Raw genomic sequence first — 21,335 nt, forward strand, 5'->3', positions numbered from 1 at the left:
CGCCCAGCTCAGGGAAGGACTCATCGCCGACTGATCGCCGTGGACTCCCGCACCGGAGCACGAGGGTTCAGATTTGACGGTCCGTCAGTCACACTGGCGCGATGCGACGTCAGATGCTCGATTCGAACGGCCGCCGAGGCGACTGTCAGGGTGCCTCGGCGGCCGTTCGAATCGAGCATCTGACGTCGCATCGCGCCAGTGTGACTGACGGACCGTCAAATCTGAACCCTCGTGCTCCGGTGCGGGAGTCCACGGCGATCAGTCGGCGATGAGTCCTTCCCTGAGCTGGGCGAGCGTACGGGTCAGCAGGCGCGAGACGTGCATCTGCGAGATGCCGACCTCCTCGCCGATCTGCGACTGGGTCATGTTGGCGAAGAACCGCAGCATGATGATCTGGCGCTCGCGCGGCGGCAGCTTGGCCAGCAGCGGCTTCAGCGACTCGCGGTACTCGACGCCCTCCAGCGCCGAGTCCTCGTAGCCGAGCCGGTCCGCGAGGGAGCCCTCGCCGCCGTCGTCCTCGGGGGAGGGCGAGTCCAGCGAGGAGGCGGTGTACGCGTTGCCGACGGCCAGCCCGTCGACCACGTCCTCCTCGGAGACCCCGAGCGCCTTGGCCAGCTCGGGCACGGTCGGCGACCGGTCGAGCTTCTGGGCGAGCTCGTCACTGGTCTTGGTCAGCGCGAGCCGCAGCTCCTGGAGCCGGCGCGGGACGCGCACCGACCACGAGGTGTCGCGGAAGAACCGCTTGATCTCGCCGACGACGGTCGGCATCGCGAACGTCGGGAACTCCACGCCCCGTTCGCAGTCGAACCGGTCGATCGCCTTGATCAGGCCGATCGTGCCGACCTGGACGATGTCCTCCATCGGTTCGTTGCGGCTGCGGAAGCGCGCCGCGGCGTACCGCACCAGCGGGAGGTTGAGCTCGATGAGTGTGTCCCGTACGTAGGCACGCTCCGGGCTGTCCGTTCCGTCGGGGTCGGCGGGGCCCAGCGCGGCGAGCCGCAGGAACAGGGAGCGGGACAGAGTGCGGGTGTCGATGGCTTCCGGCGAGCTGGTGAGCGCTGCGGGTGCGGGTTCGTTCTTGGTGAGCGTGAGCACCTTCGAGCTGCCCTGTTCTTCGGACATGCCACCCCCTTGAGGTCGCGGACGGTCGCGTCGAGCCGCGACCATCGGAGGAACGCAGCCTCCACCTGAATACCGGAGGCGAGGCCACGGCAAACGCGGTTCCCGCAGAATGTCACATGTCGGCAACACGCTGTAGTGACAAGTCGACAAGTCTTTGTGGCGTCTGCGCAGTTAACAGGGGGTGCGACGGAACGGGGCCGAGGGAAACGGACTTGAGGCTCTCTACCCGATCCGGTTAGGCCTCGATCCTGTTTGCGGATCGGAGCCGGGCGAAGCTTCTGGCCAACAGCCTTGACACGTGCATCTGGGACACGCCCAGCTCGGCACTGATCTGCGACTGCGTCAGGTTGCTGTAGTAGCGCAGCAGGAGGATGCGCTGCTCGCGCTCGGGAAGCTGTACGAGCAGGTGCCTGACGAGGTCGCGATGCTCGACCCCGGCGAGGGCCGGGTCCTCGTAGCCGAGCCGGTCCAGCAGCCCGGGCAGCCCGTCGCCCTCCTGGGCGGCCTCCAGCGAGGTCGCGTGGTACGAGCGCCCCGCCTCGATGCAGGCGAGCACCTCCTCCTCTGAGATCTTCAGCCGCTCGGCGATCTCGGCGGTGGTGGGGGAGCGGCCGTGGGCGGTCGTCAGGTCCTCGGTGGCCCCGGTGACCTGCACCCAGAGCTCGTGCAGCCGACGGGGGACGTGGACGGTCCGCACGTTGTCGCGGAAGTATCGTTTGATCTCGCCGACGACGGTCGGCATCGCGAACGTCGGGAACTGGACGCCGCGTTCGGGGTCGAACCGGTCGATGGCGTTGATCAGGCCGATCGTGCCGACCTGGACGACGTCCTCCATCGGCTCGTTGCGGCTGCGGAAGCGCGCCGCGGCGTACCGGACGAGGGGCAGGTTCGCCTCGATGAGCGCCGCCCGCACCCGGCCGTGCTCGGGGCTGCCCGGCTCCAGGTCCTTGAGCTGGCCGAAAAGCACCTGTGTGAGAGCCCTGGTGTCGGCCCCCCGACTCCTGGTGGGCGTCGCCGCGTCACTCCGTTCGACGCAGTCGTCCCGATCGGCCCGATCGACCTGACCGCCCTGCCCGGCGTGGCCGGGCTGACTTGTCTGCGCGGACTGGGGAGGCACTTGAGGCGCTGTACTGGCCGGCACGATGAGGCCACCCCTTTGCGGTCAACTTCGGTCAACTCGTCCATTAAAAGCGGTCATAGCATCACAAGACATGTGCACTGTGTGCAAGCACCGTATAACATCGTGTTGGGGTCAAACTGGTTCAACTTGGTTTAAACACCAAAAAAGCCCCTCACCGTGCTGGTGAGAGGCCGACGGAGGTGGCACTCCGTCAGGTGTATCGGGTCACTGGGCTCATCGGGATCGCGGGGGTCGTCGGGCCCGTGGGGTCATCCGCCCCGCCCGCTTCCGACCCGTCCGGATCGGAACGGACAGGACCGAATGGGACAGGACAGGATCAGAACGGGTAGTCGGCGATCACCCAGGTGGCGAACTCGCGCCACTGCCCGGCGGCGGCCTGGTGGGCGGGGTGCTCGATGTACCGCTTCAGGGCGTCCTCGTCGGCGACCGCGGAGTTGATGGCGAAGTCGTAGGCGATCGGCCGGTCGGTGATGTTCCAGGCGCACTCCCAGAACTCCAGCTCGGGGATCTGCCCCTCCAGGTCGCGGAAGGCCTGTGCACCGGCGACGGCCCGCGGGTCGTCCCGCTCGACGCCGTCGTTCAGCTTGAACAGGACCAGATGGCGGATCATGGGGTACTCCTACTTCACGAGCTCGGACATGAAGTCGCCGACGCCCTGTGCGGCACTCGACACGCCCTCGAACCCTACCTGGACCAGGTCGGCGGCCCGTGCCGGGGAGGTGATGATCGTGTACAGCACGAAGACGACTACCACGTAGAGCGCTATCTTCTTCGCTTGCGCCATCAGCCCCTGCCTCCCCTTCGATCCCCTGTGCAGTCGGGCGATTCTATCCGTACGTACGACCGCATCCCCGTGGGGATCGAGCCCACTCACACAGCCTTTAAGGACGAAGGACCCCCCGATCGAGGCCCTTCGTCCGCCCGCCGGCCCCCTTCGAAGCAGCAGGATGGGGAGTGCGCCCGACGGACCCGGCAGGATCCCGAAGGGCGAGGAGCAGGCCCTCACCACGGGACCCCGCCGCGAGATCCCCCCTGACCGCGACGATCCCCGAGAGCCCGTTCCCCCGGGGGAAGCGGCTTGTCCGGGAGGGCATGGAGCCATTTCAGCACTCAGGTGCCGGTGGGGGCGGGCCGTTCCCGGGATGCGGAGGAGAAACTCGAAGGGCCCGACGCGATGCGTCGGGCCCTTCACAAGAGCGGTAGCGGAGGGATTTGAACCCTCGGTGAGTTTCCCCACACTCGCTTTCGAGGCGAGCTCCTTCGGCCGCTCGGACACGCTACCGAGAGAGAGCTTAGACCATCACCGGCCGTGGACAGAAATCGGTTCCCGGGGGCCGCGGGAGCGGGGCGTCAGGAGGTGCGGAAGAAGGACGTCAGCAGGGCCGAGCACTCCGGTTCGAGGACGCCCTGGATGACCTCAGGGCGGTGGTTGAGGCGGCGGTCGCGCACGAGGTCCCAGAGGGAGCCCGCCGCGCCCGCCTTCTCGTCGCGGGCGCCGTAGACCACCCGGTCCACGCGGGACTGCACCAGGGCGCCCGCGCACATCGTGCAGGGTTCGAGGGTGACGACCAGGGTGCAGCCGGTGAGCCGCCACCGGCCGAGCGCCGCCGCGGCCCGGCGTACGGCGAGGACCTCGGCGTGCGCGGTCGGGTCGCCGGTCGCCTCGCGTTCGTTGTGGCCCGTGGCGAGCAGTGCGCCGTCCGGGCCGAGCACGACGGCGCCGACCGGCACATCGCCGGCCCGCGCCGCCAGGTCGGCCTCGGCCAGGGCGCGGCGCATGTGCGCCCGCCACGGGTCTCTCACGGGGTCGTGCGGTTCCGGCGGTCCTTGCGGGTGCGGTGCTTCGCTCACCCGCGGACCCTAACGGACGGTCTCCAGGACCTCGGCCGCACCCAGCGCGTCCGCGATCTCCGCCAGCGCGTCCGTGCGCAGCATCAGAAGTTCCGCCTCGGGGAGTCCGAGGTCGGCCAGGATCCGGGTGTCGCCGAGCGGCCCCGCCGGTACGGCGTCGGCGTCGAATCCGTCATCGATGTCGGTATCGGTGTTGTTGTTGTCGTTGTCGGGGGCGGTGTCCGGATCGCCGTCCTCCGAGCCGTCGAGGCCGACGAGCTCCTCAAGTGCGGCGATCGTGTCCTCGGCCCCGGGTTCGCGGCCGAGCAGTTCGTCGGTGAGCAGGATCTCCCCGTAGGAGGAGCGGGCGGCGGCGGTGGCGTCCGAGACGAAAATACGGGGGTCGTCCTCACCGTCCACCCGGACGACGCCGAACCAGGCGTCCTCCTGTTCGATGAAGACGAGCACCGTGTCCTCGTCGGGCGAGGCGTCGCGGGCCAGATCCGTCAGGTCGGACAGGGTCTCCACATCGTCGAGTTCCGTGTCGCTCGCTTCCCACCCGTCTTCGGTGCGCGCGAGCAGTGCGGCGAAATACACCGTGACTCTCCCACTTGTCATAGGGGTGTCGGTCCGGCGGGAGGGCATCCGGTGGCCCGGCTGTCCTGTGCCCCGCCCATCGGAATCGTGGCAGAAACATGGGCTTCGCGAGAGGAGTTCGGCCGTTGAGTCGGCCATCAGTTCTGTCGGACGCCGCCAGCAGGGGGACACCGGCGGCACTCGGGTCACCAGCGGAAGGTGCGCATGCGCATGGCCTGACGCATCCGGGCGGCCCTGGCCCGGCGGGGCTGCACCCGGTCGCGGAGCGCCTTCGCCTCGTGCAGTTCGCGCAGGAACTGGGCACGCCTCCTGCGGCGCGCCGCGTCGCTCTCCTGTTCGTCCTGCGGGACCTGCGTGTCCTGCGGGACCGGCGCGTCGGGCCGGCTCCGCTTCGACTTTTCCGCGTCGGGCATCGGCTCATCACCCCAAGGCTGGGTCCGTATGCCCCCACCTTCCCTCCGAACATGCGGTTGATGCCAGCGCACGGGTGCGGGGAGCCCGGTTACTGTTGAGCCCATGCGGATCCACGTCGTCGACCATCCACTGGTCGCGCACAAGCTCACCACCCTGCGCGACAAGCGCACCGACTCCCCGACCTTCCGGCGGCTCGCCGACGAGCTGGTCACCCTGCTCGCCTACGAGGCCACCCGGGACGTGCGCACCGAGCAGGTCGACATCGAGACCCCGGTCACCCCGACGACCGGCGTGAAGCTGTCGCACCCGCGCCCGCTGGTCGTGCCGATCCTGCGGGCGGGACTCGGCATGCTCGACGGCATGGTGCGGCTGCTGCCGACCGCCGAGGTGGGCTTCCTGGGCATGATCCGCGACGAGGAGACGCTCCAGGCGTCCACGTACGCGACGCGGATGCCGGAGGACCTCTCGGGCCGCCAGGTGTACGTCCTGGACCCGATGCTGGCCACCGGCGGCACGCTGGTCGCGGCCATCAAGGAACTGATCGCGCGCGGCGCGGACGACGTCACCGCGGTCGTGCTGCTCGCGGCGCCCGAGGGCGTCGAGGTGATGGAGCGCGAGCTGGCCGGTACGCCGGTGACCGTGGTCACCGCGGCGGTCGACGAGCGGCTCAACGAGAACGGCTACATCGTCCCGGGGCTCGGCGACGCGGGCGACCGCATGTACGGCACGGTCGACTAGCAGGGCTTTTTCGGCGGTGTTGTCGGGGCGGCGGCCCCGACAACACCGCCGGTGCCGTTCGTTCCCTCCGGCCGGTCGGGGCCGGTCGCCCCGGACCCGTCGGGAGAGCCATGGCCCTGGAAATGCGCGATCGCTGCGAACGGTGCGGGAGCGCGGCGCTGCCGCAGGACGCGGCTGCCCGCATCTGCTCCTACGAGTGCACCTTCTGCGTGCCCTGCGGCGACCTCATGCGGAACACGTGCCCCAACTGCGGCGGCGAGCTCGTGGCGCGCCCCCGCCGTGCACCGGCCCCCACCACGGCGTAGGGGCGGGGCGGCCGGGAGGCCGGTGGCCGTCAGCAGGACGACGGTGCGGGGGCCGGCTTCGTCAGGGCGGCGAGGGCCGCGGCGGCCGACTGCGGCGTGTTGAACGACTTGAACTTCGTGCCGAGGATCAGATCGACGTCCGCCGTCTTGCGGGCGTCCGTCTTCGGGGTGGCGCCCCGCAACTGCGTACCGAGGACCGGGAACGAGCCGTTCGCCGCCGACGGGGCACCCAGCAGCACCCCGGGGCCGGGGACCTTCTTGTCGTACGCGGCCGTGGCGTTGCCCACCTTGCCGATGGTGAAACCGCGCTTCTCCAGCTCGTCGGCGGCCTTCTTGGCGAGCCCGCTGCGCGGCGTCGCGTTGTAGACGTTGACGGTGATCTTCGCGGGCCTCGGCAGCACCTTCGCGGGCGCCGACGGCTTGGCGGACGGGCAGTCCGTCTTGTGGTCGGCGGCGCTGGCCTTTTGGTTGCCGCCGGTGAAGACGTCGATGAGCTGCATCGTTCCCCAGCCGGCCAGCCCGAGGGCGACCACGGAAGCGGTGGCAGCGAGGATCAGTTTGCCGCGACGCCGGGGGCGGCGCATCCGAGGGTACTTGTCACCCGTGATGCGGTACTTTCCGCCCATGCCGGGGGGAGTGAGCATGCTCATGGGCGCAGCGTAGTGCGACCCGGTGATGATGCCTACTAAATGATCAATGGATCGCACCCGTCCGAGTGCGAAAGCACCCGAACGAACCCCGGGGGTCCGCGGGGCGTGCAGTCGCCGCGGCCGTCTCGCGGGCCGGCCGGGCCCGGAGGGTCGGGGCGGGGCCCGCTCCGGTCAGCCGAGTTCGAGTACGCGGGCGTGGAGCACCTGGCGCTGCTGGAGCGCGGCGCGGACCGCGCGGTGCAGGCCGTCCTCCAGGTAGAGGTCGCCCTGCCACTTCACGACATGCGCGAACAGGTCGCCGTAGAACGTCGAGTCCTCCGCGAGGAGGGTTTCGAGGTCCAGGTTGCCCTTGGTGGTAACCAGCTGATCGAGGCGGACCGGGCGCGGCGCGACGTCCGCCCACTGCCGGGTGCTTTCCCGGCCGTGGTCGGGATAAGGCCGCCCATTTCCGATGCGCTTGAAGATCACACGGAAAGCCTACCGGGCAAGAGCCTCCGGGCGCAGCCACGGGGCGGCACTGCGATGCCGATGACGGCTCCACAAAAGGGCCCATTGCCGCCATTCCGGAATGAGGTCCGGGGCGAGTGGCGGTGCCGACACGGAGGAGGGCGAGCTTCCGGATGAGGGTGACGGTTCCGGCGCGGAGGCGACGCCGGGCAGCGGTTCGAAGGGCAGCGGTTCGAGGCGCAGGCGTTTGAGGGGCGTCGGTTCGAGGAGCGGCCGTTTCAGGAGCGACGGTTCGAGGGGGCGGCAATGGGTTGAGGAGCGGCAGTGGGGCGAGGGGTGGCAGTGGCAGTGCGGGCCGGGTCCCGGGCGGTGGGTACGGGGGCCGCCGCCGCCGGCGTCGTGGTCGTACCGGTCGTTCCTCCGGGTGCCCGAAGGGGCAGCGGCGGCTGCCCCCGGCCGACGGGGTCCGGGCTGGACGGGGCGTCGGCCCGTCGTGAAGGTGGAGTGGTGAGGCCATCACGACGTGCCCTCGACCGGGGCGCGGTCAGGGGAGATGACGATGCACGCACAGGAATGGGACCGGGAACACGACCACGAGCGGGAGCACGGGCACGGCCACGAGCACGACCATGACGAGGCGCCGCATGCGTCGGGGGTGTCCGAGGGCCGGGAGCCGGCGGGCACCCCGCACCTCTACCGCGCCGCCGCCGCAGGGCGGGCCGATGTGGTCGGGACGGGCGGCATGAGCGTGCTCCAACGCGCCGTCGGCAACAGCGCCGTGGGGGCGGTGATCCAGCGCAAGGAGCAGGAGCAGGAGGAGCGCTCCCCCGTGCACGACGTGGTCTCCTCCGGTGGCGGGCAGCCCCTGGACACCGACACCCGTGCCGACATGGAGCAGCGGATGGGCGCGGACTTCTCCGACGTGCGCGTCCACACGGACTCCGCGGCGCACGAGTCGGCGAAGGGCGTGGGCGCCCACGCGTACACGGTCGGCAACAACGTGGTCTTCCAGCGGGACGCCTACGACCCGTCCTCGTCGCAGGGCCGCACCACGCTGGCCCATGAGCTGACCCATGTCATCCAGCAGCGCAACGGTCCGGTGGAGGGCACGGAGGCGCCGGGCGGCATACGGGTGAGCGATCCCTCCGACCGGTTCGAGCGGGAGGCCGTGGCCAACGCCGACCGGGTGCTCTCGGACCCGGCCCCGGCCGCGACGGCAGCCCCTGCCACCGCCCCGGCGCCCGCCGTGCAGCGGTCCGCGACGGAGGACGAGGACGAGCAACCGGCCGACGTGCAGGGTTCGTTCGTCCAGCGGGAGAAGAAGGGCACCGAGGAGGAGGAAGAGGCCCCGCCCGAGTGATGCCGATCGGGTGACCTCGCCCGATCGACCTCGTTCGGTGCCGGTCCGCCGGTCCGCCGGTCCGCCGGTCCGCCGGTCCGCCGGTCCGCCGGTCCGCCGGTCCGCCGGTCCGCCGGTCCGCCGGTCCGCCGGTCCGCCGGTCCGCCGGTCCGCCGGTCCGCCGGTCCGCTGGTCCGCCGGTCGTACCGGCTCGGCGTACCGGTTTTTCCGGAGCGGGCCGTACGACGTGCGCCGCGGCGCGTCGACCCGCATCGTGCCGGGTCGGCGCGCCGCGGCGTTCCGGTGCCGGCCCGCCGTGTCGGTCCGCTGTGTCAGTCCGCCGTCTCCGTCTTCATCGTGCCGCCGAGGAGCAGGGACTCCGCGCATCGCGAGGGCGTCGGCGCGTTCACCGGTTTGCCCACCTTGCGGCAGTCGACGGTCATCGTGACCTTGCCGCCCGCCGGGACCAGGAGCGGCGTGACGAAGTGGTAGTCGGAGTCCCGGAAGTTCTCCAGGGCCAGCCGGAGCACCGGCGCGCCCCGGCCGGTGGAGATCACGACCGTCCCCGCGTCTCCCTGCGGGTTCTGGACCACGATGTCGGTCAGCCGGAAGGTGTTCCCCTCGGGCACCTGCAGGGCCGTCGAGGTGTTCGACCCGCCGCCCACCGAGTCCCTGACCTGCACCTGCGCACTGGTCGGGGAGGCGGCCGAGGCATCCGACGAGCCGCCGGTGCTCGCCGAGGGGCTGGGTTTCGACGACCCCCCGTTCGCCCCGGACGAGTCGCCGCCGCCCGATCCCGCACCGGCCGAGGAACCCTTCTCCGGAGCCTTGCTCTTGTCGGCTGCGGCGGCGGACCGGACCACGTCCGGTGTGACCGCCTCCCGGGCCGCCGACTTCACGGTGGGGCGCAGCAGTGCGTACCAGAGCCCGACCAGCGCGATCAGCAGGACGGCAGCGGTGATCAGGGCCCGGGGCAGCCAGCGCGGCAGAATCGGTTCCTGCTGGTAGGAGCCGTCCACGAGCACCGCGGCGGGCGGTTCCTGGTCCTCCGCCGCATCGGGGGTCGCGACCACCTGGAAGGGATGCGTGATCGCCGTGCCGCGCCACATGCGCTTGGCCGGCCGTATCCGCACCTTCCCGAACTCCGCCCGCCCGGCCTCGATCCGCAGCTCGTCGGAGGCGAACGAGACCCGGGCCCGTTCCGTACCCGACCGGGAGCCCAGACGTACCGTGACCGGGGCGTTTCCCCGGTTGTCCACGGCGATCCGGTGCCGGCCCCGCCAGGCGCCGTGCGAACTGCGCGGCACCAGCTCGGCGGTCGTCTCGGTGAAGGGCAGTACGGTCACCCGGCCCTCGGGCACCACCGTGTCGCCCTGCTCGCTGGTGGGCACCACCCGTATCCCGAAGGGCGTTTCCCCCGCGGGCACGGTCGAATCACGGGGCGGACGCAACACGAAGGACACCGTCTGCGAGTCGCCCGGATACAGGGACAGGGCCGCCGGCTCGACCGTCGACCAGGCGGCGCACGCACCGACCACCTCGAAGCGGTATTCCTCGACGGTGCTGCCGGAGTTGAGGATCCGCAGGGGGACGGCCGTCGCCTCGCCCGGTGCGGCGGTGACGGTTGAATCGTCGAGGCTTGCCGTGAGACTCATAGGGCGCACCGTAGGAGCGGCACGGAACCCGGACATCGGCCGGGAAGGAACACTTCCGGGCAGATTCCGTGCCCGGATCGGCTTTTTTGTTTCCCTGTAGGGATACCCGGGCATCTTTTGACCGCCTCACGACGATTGAGGCATACGAAACAGCCGTGCCGGTTGTGTTCGCTGTGACGTCATGGCTGTTGCCCAGGGGGAGCATTGCCATGGAGCGAACAACTGTCGCGTTGAGGGCCCAGGACCCGATATCACAGGCGGGCGTGGCCAGTCAGTTACGTACCCGGCCCGAAGTCAGCGTCATGGAATGGGGGGAAGGCGATGCCTCCCCCCAGATCGTTGTCGTCGTCGTGGACGCGGTCGACGAGGAAGTGCTGACGATGCTGCGTCACATCCAGCGCACCAGCACCTCGCGAACCGTCCTGGTCACCACGGACATCGACGAACAGAAGCTGGTGAGCGCCGCGGAGTGCGGGGTCGCCGGTGTGGTCAGGCGCTCCGAGGCGACTCCGGAGCATCTGGTGCAGGTCATCGGGACGGTGGCGAGGGGCGAGGGCCATCTTCCGTCCGACCTGCTGGGACGGCTGCTGGAGGAAGTGGGACGCCTCCAGGGCCAGGTGCTCGGCCCCCGCGGGCTGCACTTCACCGGGCTCGCGGCGCGCGAGGTGGATGTGCTGAGGCTGGTCGCGGAGGGGTACGACACCGCAGACATCGCGACGAAGCTGGCCTACTCCGAGCGCACGATCAAGAACGTGCTGCACTCGGTGATGACCCGGCTGCAGCTGCGGAACCGGTCGCACGCGGTGGCGTACGCGATGCGGCAGGGGCTGATCTGAGCCGTCCGGCACGGATGTGCGCGGTGCTCCGGCGGCGGTCGCGTACGGCACCTCGGCCGTAGCCGCGTACGGCACCTCGGCCGCGGTCGCGGTCGCGTACGGCACTTCGGCAGGCCCCGCTGCACGAAAGGGCAGCGGGGCCTACCCGGGGATGTGACTCCCGTACCTCTGTACGCGGGCTGCGCGTACGGGACCGTGGGGCCCGGGTACGCCGATCGACCGGCGAGGGTGGGGGAGGACTTCCGTGCGCTGGTTCCAGCCACTTCAGCGGGTACCGCGGCCGGGCCGGTCGGGCCGGCCGACCCGGTCCCGGCCTCCCGGCGCACCGCGCCGCGGTCTCGCCGTGTTCCGCGTCCCGGTCCTCGCGCTGCTTCTCGTGGCGACGGGTATCGCTCCCGGTCCGGCCGTCGAGCCCGGGGTGCCGACGGTCGCGGTGCCCGAACCCTGGGTGACCCCGGCCGAGTTCACCGACGCCGTCGACCCGGGCGGCTCCACGGGTGTGGACAAGCAGGTGCGTACGCCGGTGATTCCGCCGAGGCCGGACGTGGTCCTGCTGGTGGACGGCACCCGCAGCATGGAGACACCGATCCAGCGGGTGAAGGAGCGCATCCCCGAGATCACCAAGGCGATCCGCGACGAGCAGCCGGAGTCCCGCTTCGCCGTGGCCACCTTCGGCGACGAATGGGCGGACCCTCCCGAGGCCGGTTTCAAGGTGCTCCAGGGGCTGACGTACGACCTGGGCGAGGTGCAGACGGGCGTCAACCAGCTCAAGGCCAACCTGGGCACCGACAGCAAGGGCCCCGCGGAGGACTGGCTCTACGCCATGTGGAAGCTGGCCAACGGCGGTGACGGAAAGACCGTGTTCCGCCCCGACTCCAGCCCGGTCGTCGTCCTGGTCGGGGACGCGTCCAGCCACGAGCCCAGCAACTACAAATGGAGCTTCAGCGACGCCGAGGCCGCCCTCCAGGACGCGGGGGCGCGGGTGATCGCGGTCGGCCTGACCAGCACGCTCGGCGACGGACTCAACGGCAACGGCCAGATACCCGATTACCACGGCGACCCGCCGCACGAGCCCGAGCAGGCCAGCCGCCTGGTGGAGGCCACCAACGGCCGGATGATCGACGGCATCGAGGGCGATGACGTCGTCGACGCCATCATCGACGGCTTCCGCAACCTCCCCACCAATGTGGGCTACCGCCTGGACGACTGCGATCCGCATCTGTCCGTCAGCCTCGATCCGCCCATCCAGCGACTCACCAGCGGGGAAACGGCGCACTTCGCGGAGAACATCGACGTCTCCGCCGACGCGCCCCAGGGCACCCGGCTGAGCTGCACGGTCCAGTTCCTGATGGGCACCCAGCCCCCGGGCACGGACACGATCGGACCGGCCGCCGCGGCCGACCCGGACTTCCAGCAGCGGATCGGCATCGACGTGAACGACATCGACGCGCCCGTCGTCACCGTGGACGATCTGACCGTGCGGGCCGAGGACGACGAGGGCGCGCGCGTGACGTACGACGCCACCGCCCGGGACGCCACCGACGGCACGCTCCCGGTGACCTGCGCCCCCGCCTCCGGTTCGCTCTTCCCGGTCGGCCGCACCACCGTGACCTGCTCGGCGACCGACTCGGCGGGCAACACGGGGACGGACACGGCGCAGATCGAGGTGCTCGAACCACCCGTGCCGCCCTCGGCGGACGTGGCGGTGAGGGTGGACGTCAGCCCGGACCGTACGTACACCGGCCGCCCGGCCCGTGCCCGTTTCACCGTCACCAACGCAGGACCGGACCCGGCGACCGGGGTGGTCCTGGGCGCCACCTGGCCCAAGCCCTCCAGGTCGAAGGACCGCAGCCTGCCCGCGCTGTCCCGCTGCACGGCCGCCGCCCCGTGCACCATCCCGGCCGGCGGACGCATCGTGGTGACCCAGACGGCGACGTACGGGGCGGCGATCACCGGCGACGTACGGGCCACCGTGCGCGGCACGCTGCCGGACCGTCAGTCGGCCGACAACCGGGGCACCGACCGGCTGCGCGTGCTGAAACCCTCGCTGACCGTCACGCCCCAGGTGGTCAAACCGGGCCAGGTGGTCCTGGCCCGCGGCAAGGACTATCCACCGGGGCAGACCGTACGTTTCACGTGGAACATCGGGATCACCGCGGAGATGTCCGGCGTGACGGTGGGGCGCGACGGCACCTTCGAGATCCAGATACCGGTCCTGCGCAAGGACAGACTCGGCCCGCGCGAGCTCCGCGTGGACACCCGGGACATCGACCGGTTGAAGAAGCCGGTCCTGGTGGTCCAGCGCAATCTGCAGCCACCGGACTTCGCGGGCCGCGCATGAGCACCGGCGACCGCACGGGAGCGATTGCGGGAGCGGGAGCGGTTACTGGAGTGATTGCGGGAGTGATCGGGTGATCCACGAGGTCGACGACATACTGCGGGCCCTGATCAGGGCGGAGGTGCTCGAAGGCGGCCAGATCGCGGTGGTCTTCGACGCCCCGACCCGGGAGTGGGCGGCGAAGGTCAACGCGCCCATGGTCAATCTGTACCTCTACGACATCCGCGAGGACATGCGCAGGCGTGAACGGGGCCTGCACAACGACTACGACGAGCACGGCGTGATCGTCGCGCGCCGCCGCCCGCCCCGTTTCTTCAAGCTGTCGTACCTGATCACGGCGTGGACCAAGCGCCCGGAGGACGAGCACCGGCTGCTCTCGTCGCTGCTCGGCTGCCTGCTGCGCCACGAGGCGCTGCCGCCGGAACGGCTGACGGGCACCCTGGCCGGGATCGGGGCGCCCGTACCGATGTCGATCGCGCTGCCGCCGCCGGAGGACCGCTCGTTCGCCGATGTGTGGAGCGCGCTGGGCGGGGAGCTGAAACCCTCGCTGGACCTGGTGGTCAGCGTGCCGGTGACCGCATCGCCGAGCTATGTGGCCGGTCCGCCGGTCGGGGACGAGGGGGTGCTGGCCCGCTTCGGGGACGTGCCGGAGAGGGACGACCCGGTGTCGGAGCCGATGCCGGGGCGTGGGGGACTCCCGGTGTACGGGGGGCGTCCGGGACGGCCGGGCGGGGACCCCGCGTCGCGSGCSCGCGACGCGGAACGGCGACGTGGTTTGTCCCTCCGCATCACGGAGACCCGGGGGGCCCGTACATCCCGTACGTCTCGTGCGTCCCGCAGGGAGGACGGCACGGAATGACCACTTCGGGCGACCCGAACCTGCGCCACCTCCTCGCTCGCGCGGTGGTGGTGGAGCAGCGCATCCGACGGGCGGTCGAGGCCCGTCGGCTCACCGACCCGGACCCGGACGACGCCTTCCGCGGCCTCTACCTCACGGACGAGAACGTCGCCCGGCTGCTGGACGCGGACGAGGCCCGCGCCTACCCGTCCCCGGTCCCGGATCTCGACGAAGTGGCGGGCTCCGGTGAGGTGCCGGACTTCGGCGAGGAGTCGGGGAAGCGGTCCGGACTGACGTCCCTGGCGGAAGAGTTCGGCCTCACGCCCCTCGACGTCGAGATCCTCCTCATCGCGCTCGTACCGGACCTCGACGACCGCTTCGAGGCGTTCTACGGCTACCTGAACGACGACGTCACCCGCCGCCGCCCGTCCATCGGGCTGGCGCTGGGCCTGTGCGGCCTGTCCCCCGCCGACCAGGAGGCACGCGGTCGGCTGGCGGCCCTCGCGCCCCTCCGCGAGGGCCGCCTCCTCCTGGTCGAGGACCTGGACCGCCCGTTCCTGAGCCGAGCGCTCCGCGTCCCCGACCGGGTCACCGCGCACCTCCTGGGCGACGACACCCCCGACCCGCGCCTGACCGGTCTCCTCGCCCCCTGGCACGCCGTACCGGGCGTCGGCGACCCGGCCCCGCTGGCGGCGGCCCTCGCCCACGGAGTCTCGCCGGCCTATCTGCGCGAGGACCAGGGCGGCGCGGGCACGGCCCTCGCGGCCTCCGCGCTGACCCTCGCGGGCCACCGGGTCCTGGGCCTGGACCTGGCACGGCTGGCCGAGGACCCGGCACCCGCCGAGGCGGTCCGCTCCCTGGTCCGCGAGGCCCGGCTGACCGGTGCCGGGGTGGTCTGCGCCCCGCTCGACGCGGTCTGCCGCGAGCACCCGGGCATCCTGCGGCTGCTCACCGACACCCCGGTTCCCACGATCCTGGTGGGCCGGGCGCCCTGGGACGCGTCCTGGTCCGCCGCCCCGCCCCTCCTGCTGCACGCACCCCGTGTGGAACCCGCGACCAGGGCCGCCCTCTGGACCGACGCGTACGCCGCCCCCGTCCCCGGAACCATCGACGTGGACCGGCTGCTCTCGCCGTTCCTCCTCACCCCGGAGCAGATCACCCGCGCGGCCCGGGGCGCCGCCCGTACCACCCACCTGGAAGGCGGCGTCCTCACCGCCGACCACGTCCGCCAGGGCGCCCGCGCCCAGAACGCGGCGGGCCTGGACCGCCTGGCCCGCCGCATCGAACCCTCCGTCACCTGGGACGACCTGGTCCTCCCTCCGGACACCCATGCCCAGCTCCGCGAACTCACCGCCCGCGCCCGCCACCGCGACCGGGTCCTGGGCGAGTGGGGCATGCGCCCGGGAGGCGGCAGGGGCCGGGGCGTGTCGGCGCTCTTCGCCGGCGACTCCGGCACCGGCAAGACGATGTCCGCGGAGGTCATGGCCGCGGACCTGGGCCTGGACCTCTACACGGTCGACCTGGCGACGGTGATCGACAAGTACGTGGGCGAGACGGAGAAGAACCTGGAACGGATCTTCTCCGAGGCCGCGGGGGTGAACGGCGTCCTCCTCTTCGACGAGGCGGACGCGATCTTCGGCAAGCGCTCGGACGTGAAGGACGCCCACGACCGCTACGCGAACGTCGAGAGCGCGTACCTCCTCCAGCGCATGGAGTCCTTCGACGGCCTGGCCATCCTCGCCACCAACCTCCGGGCCAACCTGGACGACGCCTTCACCCGCCGCCTGGACCTGGTCGTCGACTTCCCGGTCCCGGACCCCGAACAGCGCCTCGTCCTCTGGGAGCGCTGCCTGGGCCCCGTACTCCCCCGGGGCAAGGACCTGGACCTCGCCTTCTGCGCGGAGAACTTCGAACTGGCGGGCGGCAACATCCGCTCGATCGCGGTGACGGCCGCCTACCTGGCGGCGGACACGGACGGACCGGTGACGATGCCGACACTGATCCACGCGGTCCAGCGCGAGTACCAGAAACTGGGCCGGCTGACCCTGGCCTCGGAGTTCGGGCCCTACCTGGAACTGCTGACGTGAGACGCGCGCACCGGAAGCTGCTGTGGCAAGACGCGGGGCCGCAGATCCCGCTGCTTCAGATCTTGATGATCCGTACCCGGTCCCCGCACAGCAGCCCCAGATCCTCGGGGTCGGAGGTGAGGATCACCGCGGGTTTCGGCATCAGCAGCGCGGTTGCACCCACGACCGCGTCGATGGCGTACTTGTGCCCGTGAAGCCCGGTGTCGGTCAGCAGCTTCATCGCGGAGCGCCCGATCTCCTCACTCACGGGTTCGACCGTCAGCCTGGACACCACCCAGTTGAACCGGGCGGCGTTCACCTTCCGGTGGTGGGCCTCGATGAGGGTGAGAACGCTGACGACGACCTTCATGTCCTCCTGCTCCGCTCCACGGAGCAGTGTCATGACCTGCCGGTCATCGGCCACGACCTTGGACAGGCCCTCGCTGTCCAGTACGAGTGTTCCGGACCGGGCCATCAGGCGGCGTTCTCCGCACTGTCGGCATCGCCCCGTAGAAGTGCCCGTGCGGCATCGACCTCCATATGACTCAACGCACCGTGTTCCGCCTCGTGCGCGTTGGTCAGTTCCGCGAGGTTGTCCCGCTCGATCTGGCGCTGAACGGCCGCATCGACGTAGGCGGAGAAGCCTCGCTTCCCCACGCGTGCGCGGACGGCCGCGATGTTGCCCGAGTGGAGGCTGACGGAGACATTGGCGGTGGGGCCCTCGCCCACCCCGTAGGTGATGTCGTCGCTCATGACATCAATCTAATACATGAAGTAGTAGAAGGGGTGTGCGTTGCGGCAGGGCGTCGGCCCCTCGGCACGGCCCCTTGTGCCGGGCCGGAGTTGGCGCGACCGTGGTCGGGGCCGACGGGCGGACCGCCCCGGCCCTCTCCGTACGGCGACAGGAGTCAGCGTGACCGCAACGCTCGTTCTGCCCCACGAACTGCACGGCGACGGACCGCACAAGGTGATCGCGGTGCACGGCTGGCTCGCCGACCGTTCCGCGTACGCCCCCGTGCTGCCGGACCTCGACCTCGCCTCGTTCCAGTACGCGGTGGTGGACCTGCGGGGGTACGGCGAGGCCCGGGACGCGAGCGGCGCGTACACCACGGCCGAGGGGGCCGCGGACGTGCTCGCGCTGGCCGACCGGCTCGGTTGGGAACGGTTCTCGCTGATCGGCCACTCGATGGGCGGCTCCGTCGTCCAGCGGGTGCTGGCCGCCGCGCCGGAGCGGGTGCGCAGGCTCGTCGGCGTCTCCCCGGTCCCGGCCTCCGGGCTGCCGCTCCCGCCGGAGCAGTGGGAGCTGTTCGCCGGGGCGGCCGGGACCCCGGACAACCGCCGCGTCATCCTCGACACCACCACCGGGGGCCGCCGCCCGGCGGGCTGGCTGGACCGCATGGTGCGCCGCTCGGTGGAACGCAGCGACGCGAAGGCGTTCCGGGCCTGGCTGGACTCCTGGGCGGGCGAGGACTTCCACGACCGGATCGAGGGCTCACCCGTGCCCGCGCTGGCCGTCGTGGGCGCCCTGGACCCGGCGCTGTCCGCCGAGTTGCAGCGGGCCACCTGGATGCGCTGGTTCCCGAACGCCGAGTTGGTGGAGCTGCCCTCGTGCGGCCACTACGCGATGGACGAGACCCCGCTCGACCTGATCCGGGTGGTGGAGGACTTCCTGCGGGCGGACGCGGAGAACACGGAGGACACGGAGGACGCCGGGGCGAAGCCGTGACCGGGCCCGTACCGGATGTCTTCGACCCGCGGCTGTACGGGCAGGGCATCCCCCACGACCGTTACCGCCTGCTGCGCGACCACCACCCCGTGGCGTGGCAGGAGGAGCCGGAAGTGCTCGGCTGGCCGGCGGGCCCCGGTTTCTGGGCGGTCACCCGGCACGCGGACGTGGTCCGGGTCCTGAAGGACTCCGCGACGTACTCCTCGTACCTGGGCGCCACCCAGATCCGCGACCCGGACCCGGCCGACCTGCCGTTCATCCGCCGCATGATGCTCAACCAGGACCCGCCGCACCACCGGCGCCTGCGCACCCTCGTCAGCCGTGCCTTCACCCCGAGGCGCATCGACCGTTTCGCCGACGCCGTCCGGGAACGCGCCCGCACCCTGCTGGCCGGCGCGGTCGACGGGGCGCGGGCCGGCGACGGCACCTGCGACCTCGTCGCCCGGGTCACCGACGAATACGCCCTGCTCAACCTCACGGACCTGCTGGGCGTACCGGACACCGACCGCGCGCTCCTCCTCCACTGGACGCAACGCGTCATCGGCTACCAGGACCCCGACGAGGCCGGAACGCCGGCCCTCGGCCCGGACGGCAAACCGCTCAACCCCCGCTCCCCGTCCGCCCTGCGCGACATGTTCGACTACGCCCACGCCCTGGCCGCGCACAAACGCCGCCACCCCGCCGACGACGTGCTGACGGCCCTGGCCACGGACCCCGAACTCACCGCCCCCGAGCTGGAGATGTTCTTCTTCCTGCTGGTGGTGGCCGGTAACGACACGGTACGCAGCGCGGCCCCCGGCGGCCTGAGTCTGCTGGCCCAACACCCGGAGGCGTACGCCAGGTTGTGCCGGGGCGAGGCCGGATTCGCGCGCGCCGTCGACGAGTTGCTCCGCCGCCATCCCCCGGTCCTGACCTTCCGCCGCACGGCCGTCCAGGACACGGTGCTGGCGGGCACCCGTATCCGCACCGGCGACAAGGTGGTCGTCCTCCACGCCTCCGCCAACCACGACGAACGCGTCTTCCCCGACCCGTACGCCCTGGACCTCACCCGGTCTCCGAACCCTCACGTCTCCTTCGGCGACGGGCCTCATGTCTGCTTGGGCGCGCACTTCGCGCGGTTGCAGCTCAGCGCCCTGTACGAGGAGACGTGCCGGGCTCTGCCACCAGGGCGACTCCAACTCGCTGCTCCGCCAGGTCGGTTGGTGTCGAACTTCATCAACGGAGTGAAGTCGCTGCCAGTGCGCGTGGTTGGGGACTGATGAATTGCTCAGCGGTCTGACGTCCAGAAGATGAGGCCCTGGCCAACCCTTCTCTTGGAGATGAATTGAAGAATTCATTTGGGCTGATCGATTTCAGTCAATCATTGCGGGGCAGTATTTCTTCGGGTGAAGCTTCGCGGCCTGTGTCGTAGAGTTTGGATTCGAATTCCTGGAGAGCCCATGTGGTGAATTCATAGAGGTGATGATCCACTTCCGTGATTCCGGCCGCAGAGATGATCACTTGCCCCTCGAAGAAGGTTACCTGTCCGAGGTGGTAGTAGTTTCTTTCCGGGGTGTTGAGAATCTCTTGCGCTTGCTCCTCCAGTGCTTGCCGACTTTGAAAGACAATGTACGTCGATGCGTCGAATCTGCAGGTCGCAGGGTTTCTCTCCAGCGTCCTTCGCATCCTTTGTTCTGCTTCTGTCGAGAATTTTCCTCGTGTTGATTCCAGGTAGTATTCGTATGGCATTTCCTGTCTCCTCACAGGCGAATGTTTGTATGTCCGGCGTCTGCCCATATTTGAGTCAAGATGCCTTTTTCTGTCACATTGGGATCCCGCTTTGTGTATTCATGGAACCATGAGAACAGGCGATTGTCTCCAGAATTTGTCCCTGTTGCCACAAGGTTGCCATTGTCTGTCACCTTCGCAACGATGTCATCTTTATTGTATGAGCCGGGATTCTCGGATATCTCGCGGACTGCGTGTGGTATTTTTCTCACCCCTTGCAGTGCTTCCCGGCCCACCTTGATCCGGACCACCGATCCGTCGGGGTGTGTCCACATGTGCTGGCCCCTTTCCACCAAGGGGCCGTTCATCCCGGCTGAGACCAAATCTGCCTCAATGTCTGCCAGGAGTCTGTTTTCCAGGGGAGGCAGACTCCTGGCTACGTTACCGCGTGGCGGAGTGATGGCCGGATGCTTGGACTGATCGAAGTGTTTTGTCTCGAAGATATTCATGTCCACTAGTTCAGCTATTTTGCGACCTCCGAGAGACTTTCCGAGTTCATTCACGGCCGATGCGCCGAACCTGTCTACAGCCTTCTTGAGCCAGCTCCCTTCCGTAGCCCTTCTCCCCTTAACCAAGTTCGGCATGATAGATAGATCAAGCTTTCCGATCAGATCACCTGTCTCGGCTCCGCTCAAGCCGGATGCAAGGGCTTTTACGCCATATGCAGAAACGGTGTCGATGACTGCTATGACAGCACCCTCCGTTGCGATCTTGCAGATCTCGTCCGTCTTTTGCTTTGTTATCAGCTCATCCAATTTCAGGAGCCTTGGGTCTCGCTCGGGGGGCAGGGTGACGGCGTTGCTGGACATTGTTTGTACATGAACTCGCTCGCCGTGGGAGTCCTTGGATTCAACGACGAGGTGCAAAGGTACTCTGTGCCGGCTGGATATCGCAGGAAGCTTCTCGGTGACGGTTTCTTTTGGGTGCCGTTGATTCAGTAGGCGGTTTGCATCCCTGATCGCGCTTCGTTCCTTTGACGTTTTGTCGTCTTGAGGGGAATTGCCCTTCCCGGGCTCAGGGTCATCCTTTTCCTTTATTTTGTTCCAGAGGGCTTTGCCTTTTTTGGTGATGAGGTCGACGATTTTGTCGATGGCGCGGTTGACGGGTTTGGCGACGGCGTGGAAGACGGATTTGACTTTGTTGGCGAGGTTGCCGATGCCGAGGAGGGAGGCGAGGAAGCCGATGAGGAGGGGGACGCTGGCCGCGAGGGCGGTTTCGACCATTTTCGGGACGCCGGCCGATCCGCCGTTGGCGATGGCGATGACCGAATCCAGGACGGCGTTGACGAACTCCACGATCTGGGCGCCCTGGTTCACGATGAACGTGACGATGTCGATGATGCCCTTGACGGCGCGGATGAAGGCGGAGGCGGGGTTGAGGAGGGAGATGATCCAGGTGATGCCGGCGATGATGACGGTGGGGATGAGGTAGCTGGTGAGTTTTTCGAGGATGGTGGCCTTGAGGTCGCCGGCCTCGGTCTGGATTTCCTTGACGGCGCCCGCGGGGCCCTCGGTGGCGAGTTTCTT

The 21,335-nt window shown here is 69.6% G+C and carries 22 protein-coding genes, 1 tRNA gene and 1 pseudogene; 9 read left to right on the top strand and 15 right to left on the bottom strand.

Annotated elements, in window-relative coordinates:
* Positions 1 to 258 precede the first annotated feature (258 nt).
* The 8 genes from EAO76_RS18510 to EAO76_RS18540 all read right to left on the bottom strand — a co-directional run bounded on the left by EAO76_RS18510 (position 259) and on the right by EAO76_RS18540 (position 5,103).
* The gene (locus EAO76_RS18510) at positions 259 to 1,122 is read right to left on the bottom strand and encodes an RNA polymerase sigma factor SigF (protein WP_148837044.1); all 864 of its coding nucleotides are present in this window, start codon (positions 1,120 to 1,122) and stop codon (positions 259 to 261) included.
* Positions 1,123 to 1,357: 235 nt separating this feature from the next.
* On the bottom strand, positions 1,358 to 2,263 hold the full coding sequence (locus EAO76_RS18515; protein ID WP_148837045.1) for an RNA polymerase sigma factor SigF: 906 nt from the start codon (positions 2,261 to 2,263) through the stop codon (positions 1,358 to 1,360).
* A 316-nt stretch (positions 2,264 to 2,579) separates the two neighbouring features.
* Positions 2,580 to 2,873, bottom strand: a complete 294-nt coding sequence (locus EAO76_RS18520; RefSeq protein ID WP_148837046.1) for a Dabb family protein — start codon at positions 2,871 to 2,873, stop codon at positions 2,580 to 2,582.
* 9 nt (positions 2,874 to 2,882) lie between these two features.
* A complete protein-coding gene (locus EAO76_RS44645) occupies positions 2,883 to 3,047 on the bottom strand; it encodes a hypothetical protein (protein WP_187438677.1) in 165 nt (54 codons plus the stop codon).
* Positions 3,048 to 3,460: 413 nt separating this feature from the next.
* Positions 3,461 to 3,545, bottom strand: a tRNA-Ser gene (locus EAO76_RS18525).
* 68 nt (positions 3,546 to 3,613) lie between these two features.
* On the bottom strand, positions 3,614 to 4,114 hold the full coding sequence (tadA, locus tag EAO76_RS18530; protein WP_376037501.1) for a tRNA adenosine(34) deaminase TadA: 501 nt from the start codon (positions 4,112 to 4,114) through the stop codon (positions 3,614 to 3,616).
* A 9-nt stretch (positions 4,115 to 4,123) separates the two neighbouring features.
* Positions 4,124 to 4,690, bottom strand: a complete 567-nt coding sequence (locus EAO76_RS18535; RefSeq protein WP_148837398.1) for a hypothetical protein — start codon at positions 4,688 to 4,690, stop codon at positions 4,124 to 4,126.
* Positions 4,691 to 4,875: 185 nt separating this feature from the next.
* Complete coding sequence (locus EAO76_RS18540; RefSeq protein ID WP_148837047.1) at positions 4,876 to 5,103, bottom strand: hypothetical protein; 228 nt, start codon at positions 5,101 to 5,103, stop codon at positions 4,876 to 4,878.
* Between the two features lie 103 nt (positions 5,104 to 5,206).
* On the opposite strand from EAO76_RS18540, the gene upp reads away from it, so the two are divergent.
* The gene (upp, locus tag EAO76_RS18545) at positions 5,207 to 5,842 is read left to right on the top strand and encodes a uracil phosphoribosyltransferase (protein WP_148837048.1); all 636 of its coding nucleotides are present in this window, start codon (positions 5,207 to 5,209) and stop codon (positions 5,840 to 5,842) included.
* A 110-nt stretch (positions 5,843 to 5,952) separates the two neighbouring features.
* Positions 5,953 to 6,147, top strand: a complete 195-nt coding sequence (locus EAO76_RS18550; protein ID WP_148837049.1) for a DUF1272 domain-containing protein — start codon at positions 5,953 to 5,955, stop codon at positions 6,145 to 6,147.
* Between the two features lie 29 nt (positions 6,148 to 6,176).
* Here EAO76_RS18550 and EAO76_RS18555 read toward each other — a convergent pair whose 3' ends face one another.
* Entirely contained in the window at positions 6,177 to 6,773 is a 597-nt protein-coding gene (locus tag EAO76_RS18555) for a LytR C-terminal domain-containing protein (RefSeq protein ID WP_148837399.1), read from the bottom strand.
* A gap of 195 nt (positions 6,774 to 6,968) precedes the next feature.
* On the bottom strand, positions 6,969 to 7,265 hold the full coding sequence (locus EAO76_RS18560) for a type II toxin-antitoxin system VapB family antitoxin (protein WP_072488263.1): 297 nt from the start codon (positions 7,263 to 7,265) through the stop codon (positions 6,969 to 6,971).
* 538 nt (positions 7,266 to 7,803) lie between these two features.
* Between EAO76_RS18560 and EAO76_RS18565 the strand changes: the two genes are divergently transcribed.
* Entirely contained in the window at positions 7,804 to 8,604 is an 801-nt protein-coding gene (locus tag EAO76_RS18565) for a DUF4157 domain-containing protein (RefSeq protein WP_376297250.1), read from the top strand.
* A gap of 311 nt (positions 8,605 to 8,915) precedes the next feature.
* Here EAO76_RS18565 and EAO76_RS18570 read toward each other — a convergent pair whose 3' ends face one another.
* Positions 8,916 to 10,238, bottom strand: coding sequence for a hypothetical protein (locus EAO76_RS18570; RefSeq protein ID WP_148837051.1), 1,323 nt, complete (start codon positions 10,236 to 10,238; stop codon positions 8,916 to 8,918).
* 209 nt (positions 10,239 to 10,447) lie between these two features.
* On the opposite strand from EAO76_RS18570, the gene EAO76_RS18575 reads away from it, so the two are divergent.
* The 4 genes from EAO76_RS18575 (at position 10,448) to EAO76_RS18590 (ending at position 16,337) form a co-directional block, all read left to right on the top strand.
* Positions 10,448 to 11,074 carry a response regulator transcription factor gene (locus EAO76_RS18575; protein WP_148837052.1) on the top strand — a complete coding sequence of 209 codons (627 nt, stop codon included), beginning with the start codon at positions 10,448 to 10,450 and terminating at the stop codon, positions 11,072 to 11,074.
* Between the two features lie 343 nt (positions 11,075 to 11,417).
* Positions 11,418 to 13,415 (top strand): HYR domain-containing protein, encoded by a 1,998-nt coding sequence (locus EAO76_RS18580; protein WP_262375579.1) that lies wholly within the window; start codon positions 11,418 to 11,420, stop codon positions 13,413 to 13,415.
* A 70-nt stretch (positions 13,416 to 13,485) separates the two neighbouring features.
* A complete protein-coding gene (locus EAO76_RS18585; protein WP_148837054.1) occupies positions 13,486 to 14,271 on the top strand; it encodes a DUF4255 domain-containing protein in 786 nt (261 codons plus the stop codon).
* Positions 14,268 to 16,337 carry an ATP-binding protein gene (locus EAO76_RS18590; protein ID WP_148837055.1) on the top strand — a complete coding sequence of 690 codons (2,070 nt, stop codon included), beginning with the start codon at positions 14,268 to 14,270 and terminating at the stop codon, positions 16,335 to 16,337. The genes EAO76_RS18585 and EAO76_RS18590 overlap by 4 nt, the downstream gene beginning before the upstream one ends.
* 55 nt (positions 16,338 to 16,392) lie before the next feature.
* Here the strand turns inward: EAO76_RS18590 and EAO76_RS18595 are convergent, their stop codons facing one another.
* Complete coding sequence (locus tag EAO76_RS18595; protein ID WP_148837056.1) at positions 16,393 to 16,791, bottom strand: type II toxin-antitoxin system VapC family toxin; 399 nt, start codon at positions 16,789 to 16,791, stop codon at positions 16,393 to 16,395.
* Entirely contained in the window at positions 16,791 to 17,069 is a 279-nt protein-coding gene (locus EAO76_RS18600) for a hypothetical protein (protein WP_148837057.1), read from the bottom strand. The genes EAO76_RS18595 and EAO76_RS18600 overlap by 1 nt, the downstream gene beginning before the upstream one ends.
* Positions 17,070 to 17,229: 160 nt before the next feature.
* Between EAO76_RS18600 and EAO76_RS18605 the strand changes: the two genes are divergently transcribed.
* The gene (locus EAO76_RS18605) at positions 17,230 to 18,042 is read left to right on the top strand and encodes an alpha/beta fold hydrolase (protein WP_148837058.1); all 813 of its coding nucleotides are present in this window, start codon (positions 17,230 to 17,232) and stop codon (positions 18,040 to 18,042) included.
* Complete coding sequence (locus tag EAO76_RS18610; RefSeq protein WP_148837059.1) at positions 18,039 to 19,301, top strand: cytochrome P450; 1,263 nt, start codon at positions 18,039 to 18,041, stop codon at positions 19,299 to 19,301. Before EAO76_RS18605 ends, EAO76_RS18610 begins: the two co-directional genes overlap by 4 nt.
* Positions 19,302 to 19,398: 97 nt before the next feature.
* On the opposite strand, the gene EAO76_RS18615 is transcribed toward EAO76_RS18610, so the two are convergent.
* Complete coding sequence (locus EAO76_RS18615) at positions 19,399 to 19,770, bottom strand: hypothetical protein (RefSeq protein ID WP_148837060.1); 372 nt, start codon at positions 19,768 to 19,770, stop codon at positions 19,399 to 19,401.
* An 11-nt stretch (positions 19,771 to 19,781) separates the two neighbouring features.
* Positions 19,782 to 21,335, bottom strand: a pseudogene (locus tag EAO76_RS46335) (hypothetical protein); the annotation flags it as partial.

Source organism: Streptomyces sp. sk2.1 (assembly GCF_008120935.1).
GTDB lineage: Bacteria > Actinomycetota > Actinomycetes > Streptomycetales > Streptomycetaceae > Streptomyces.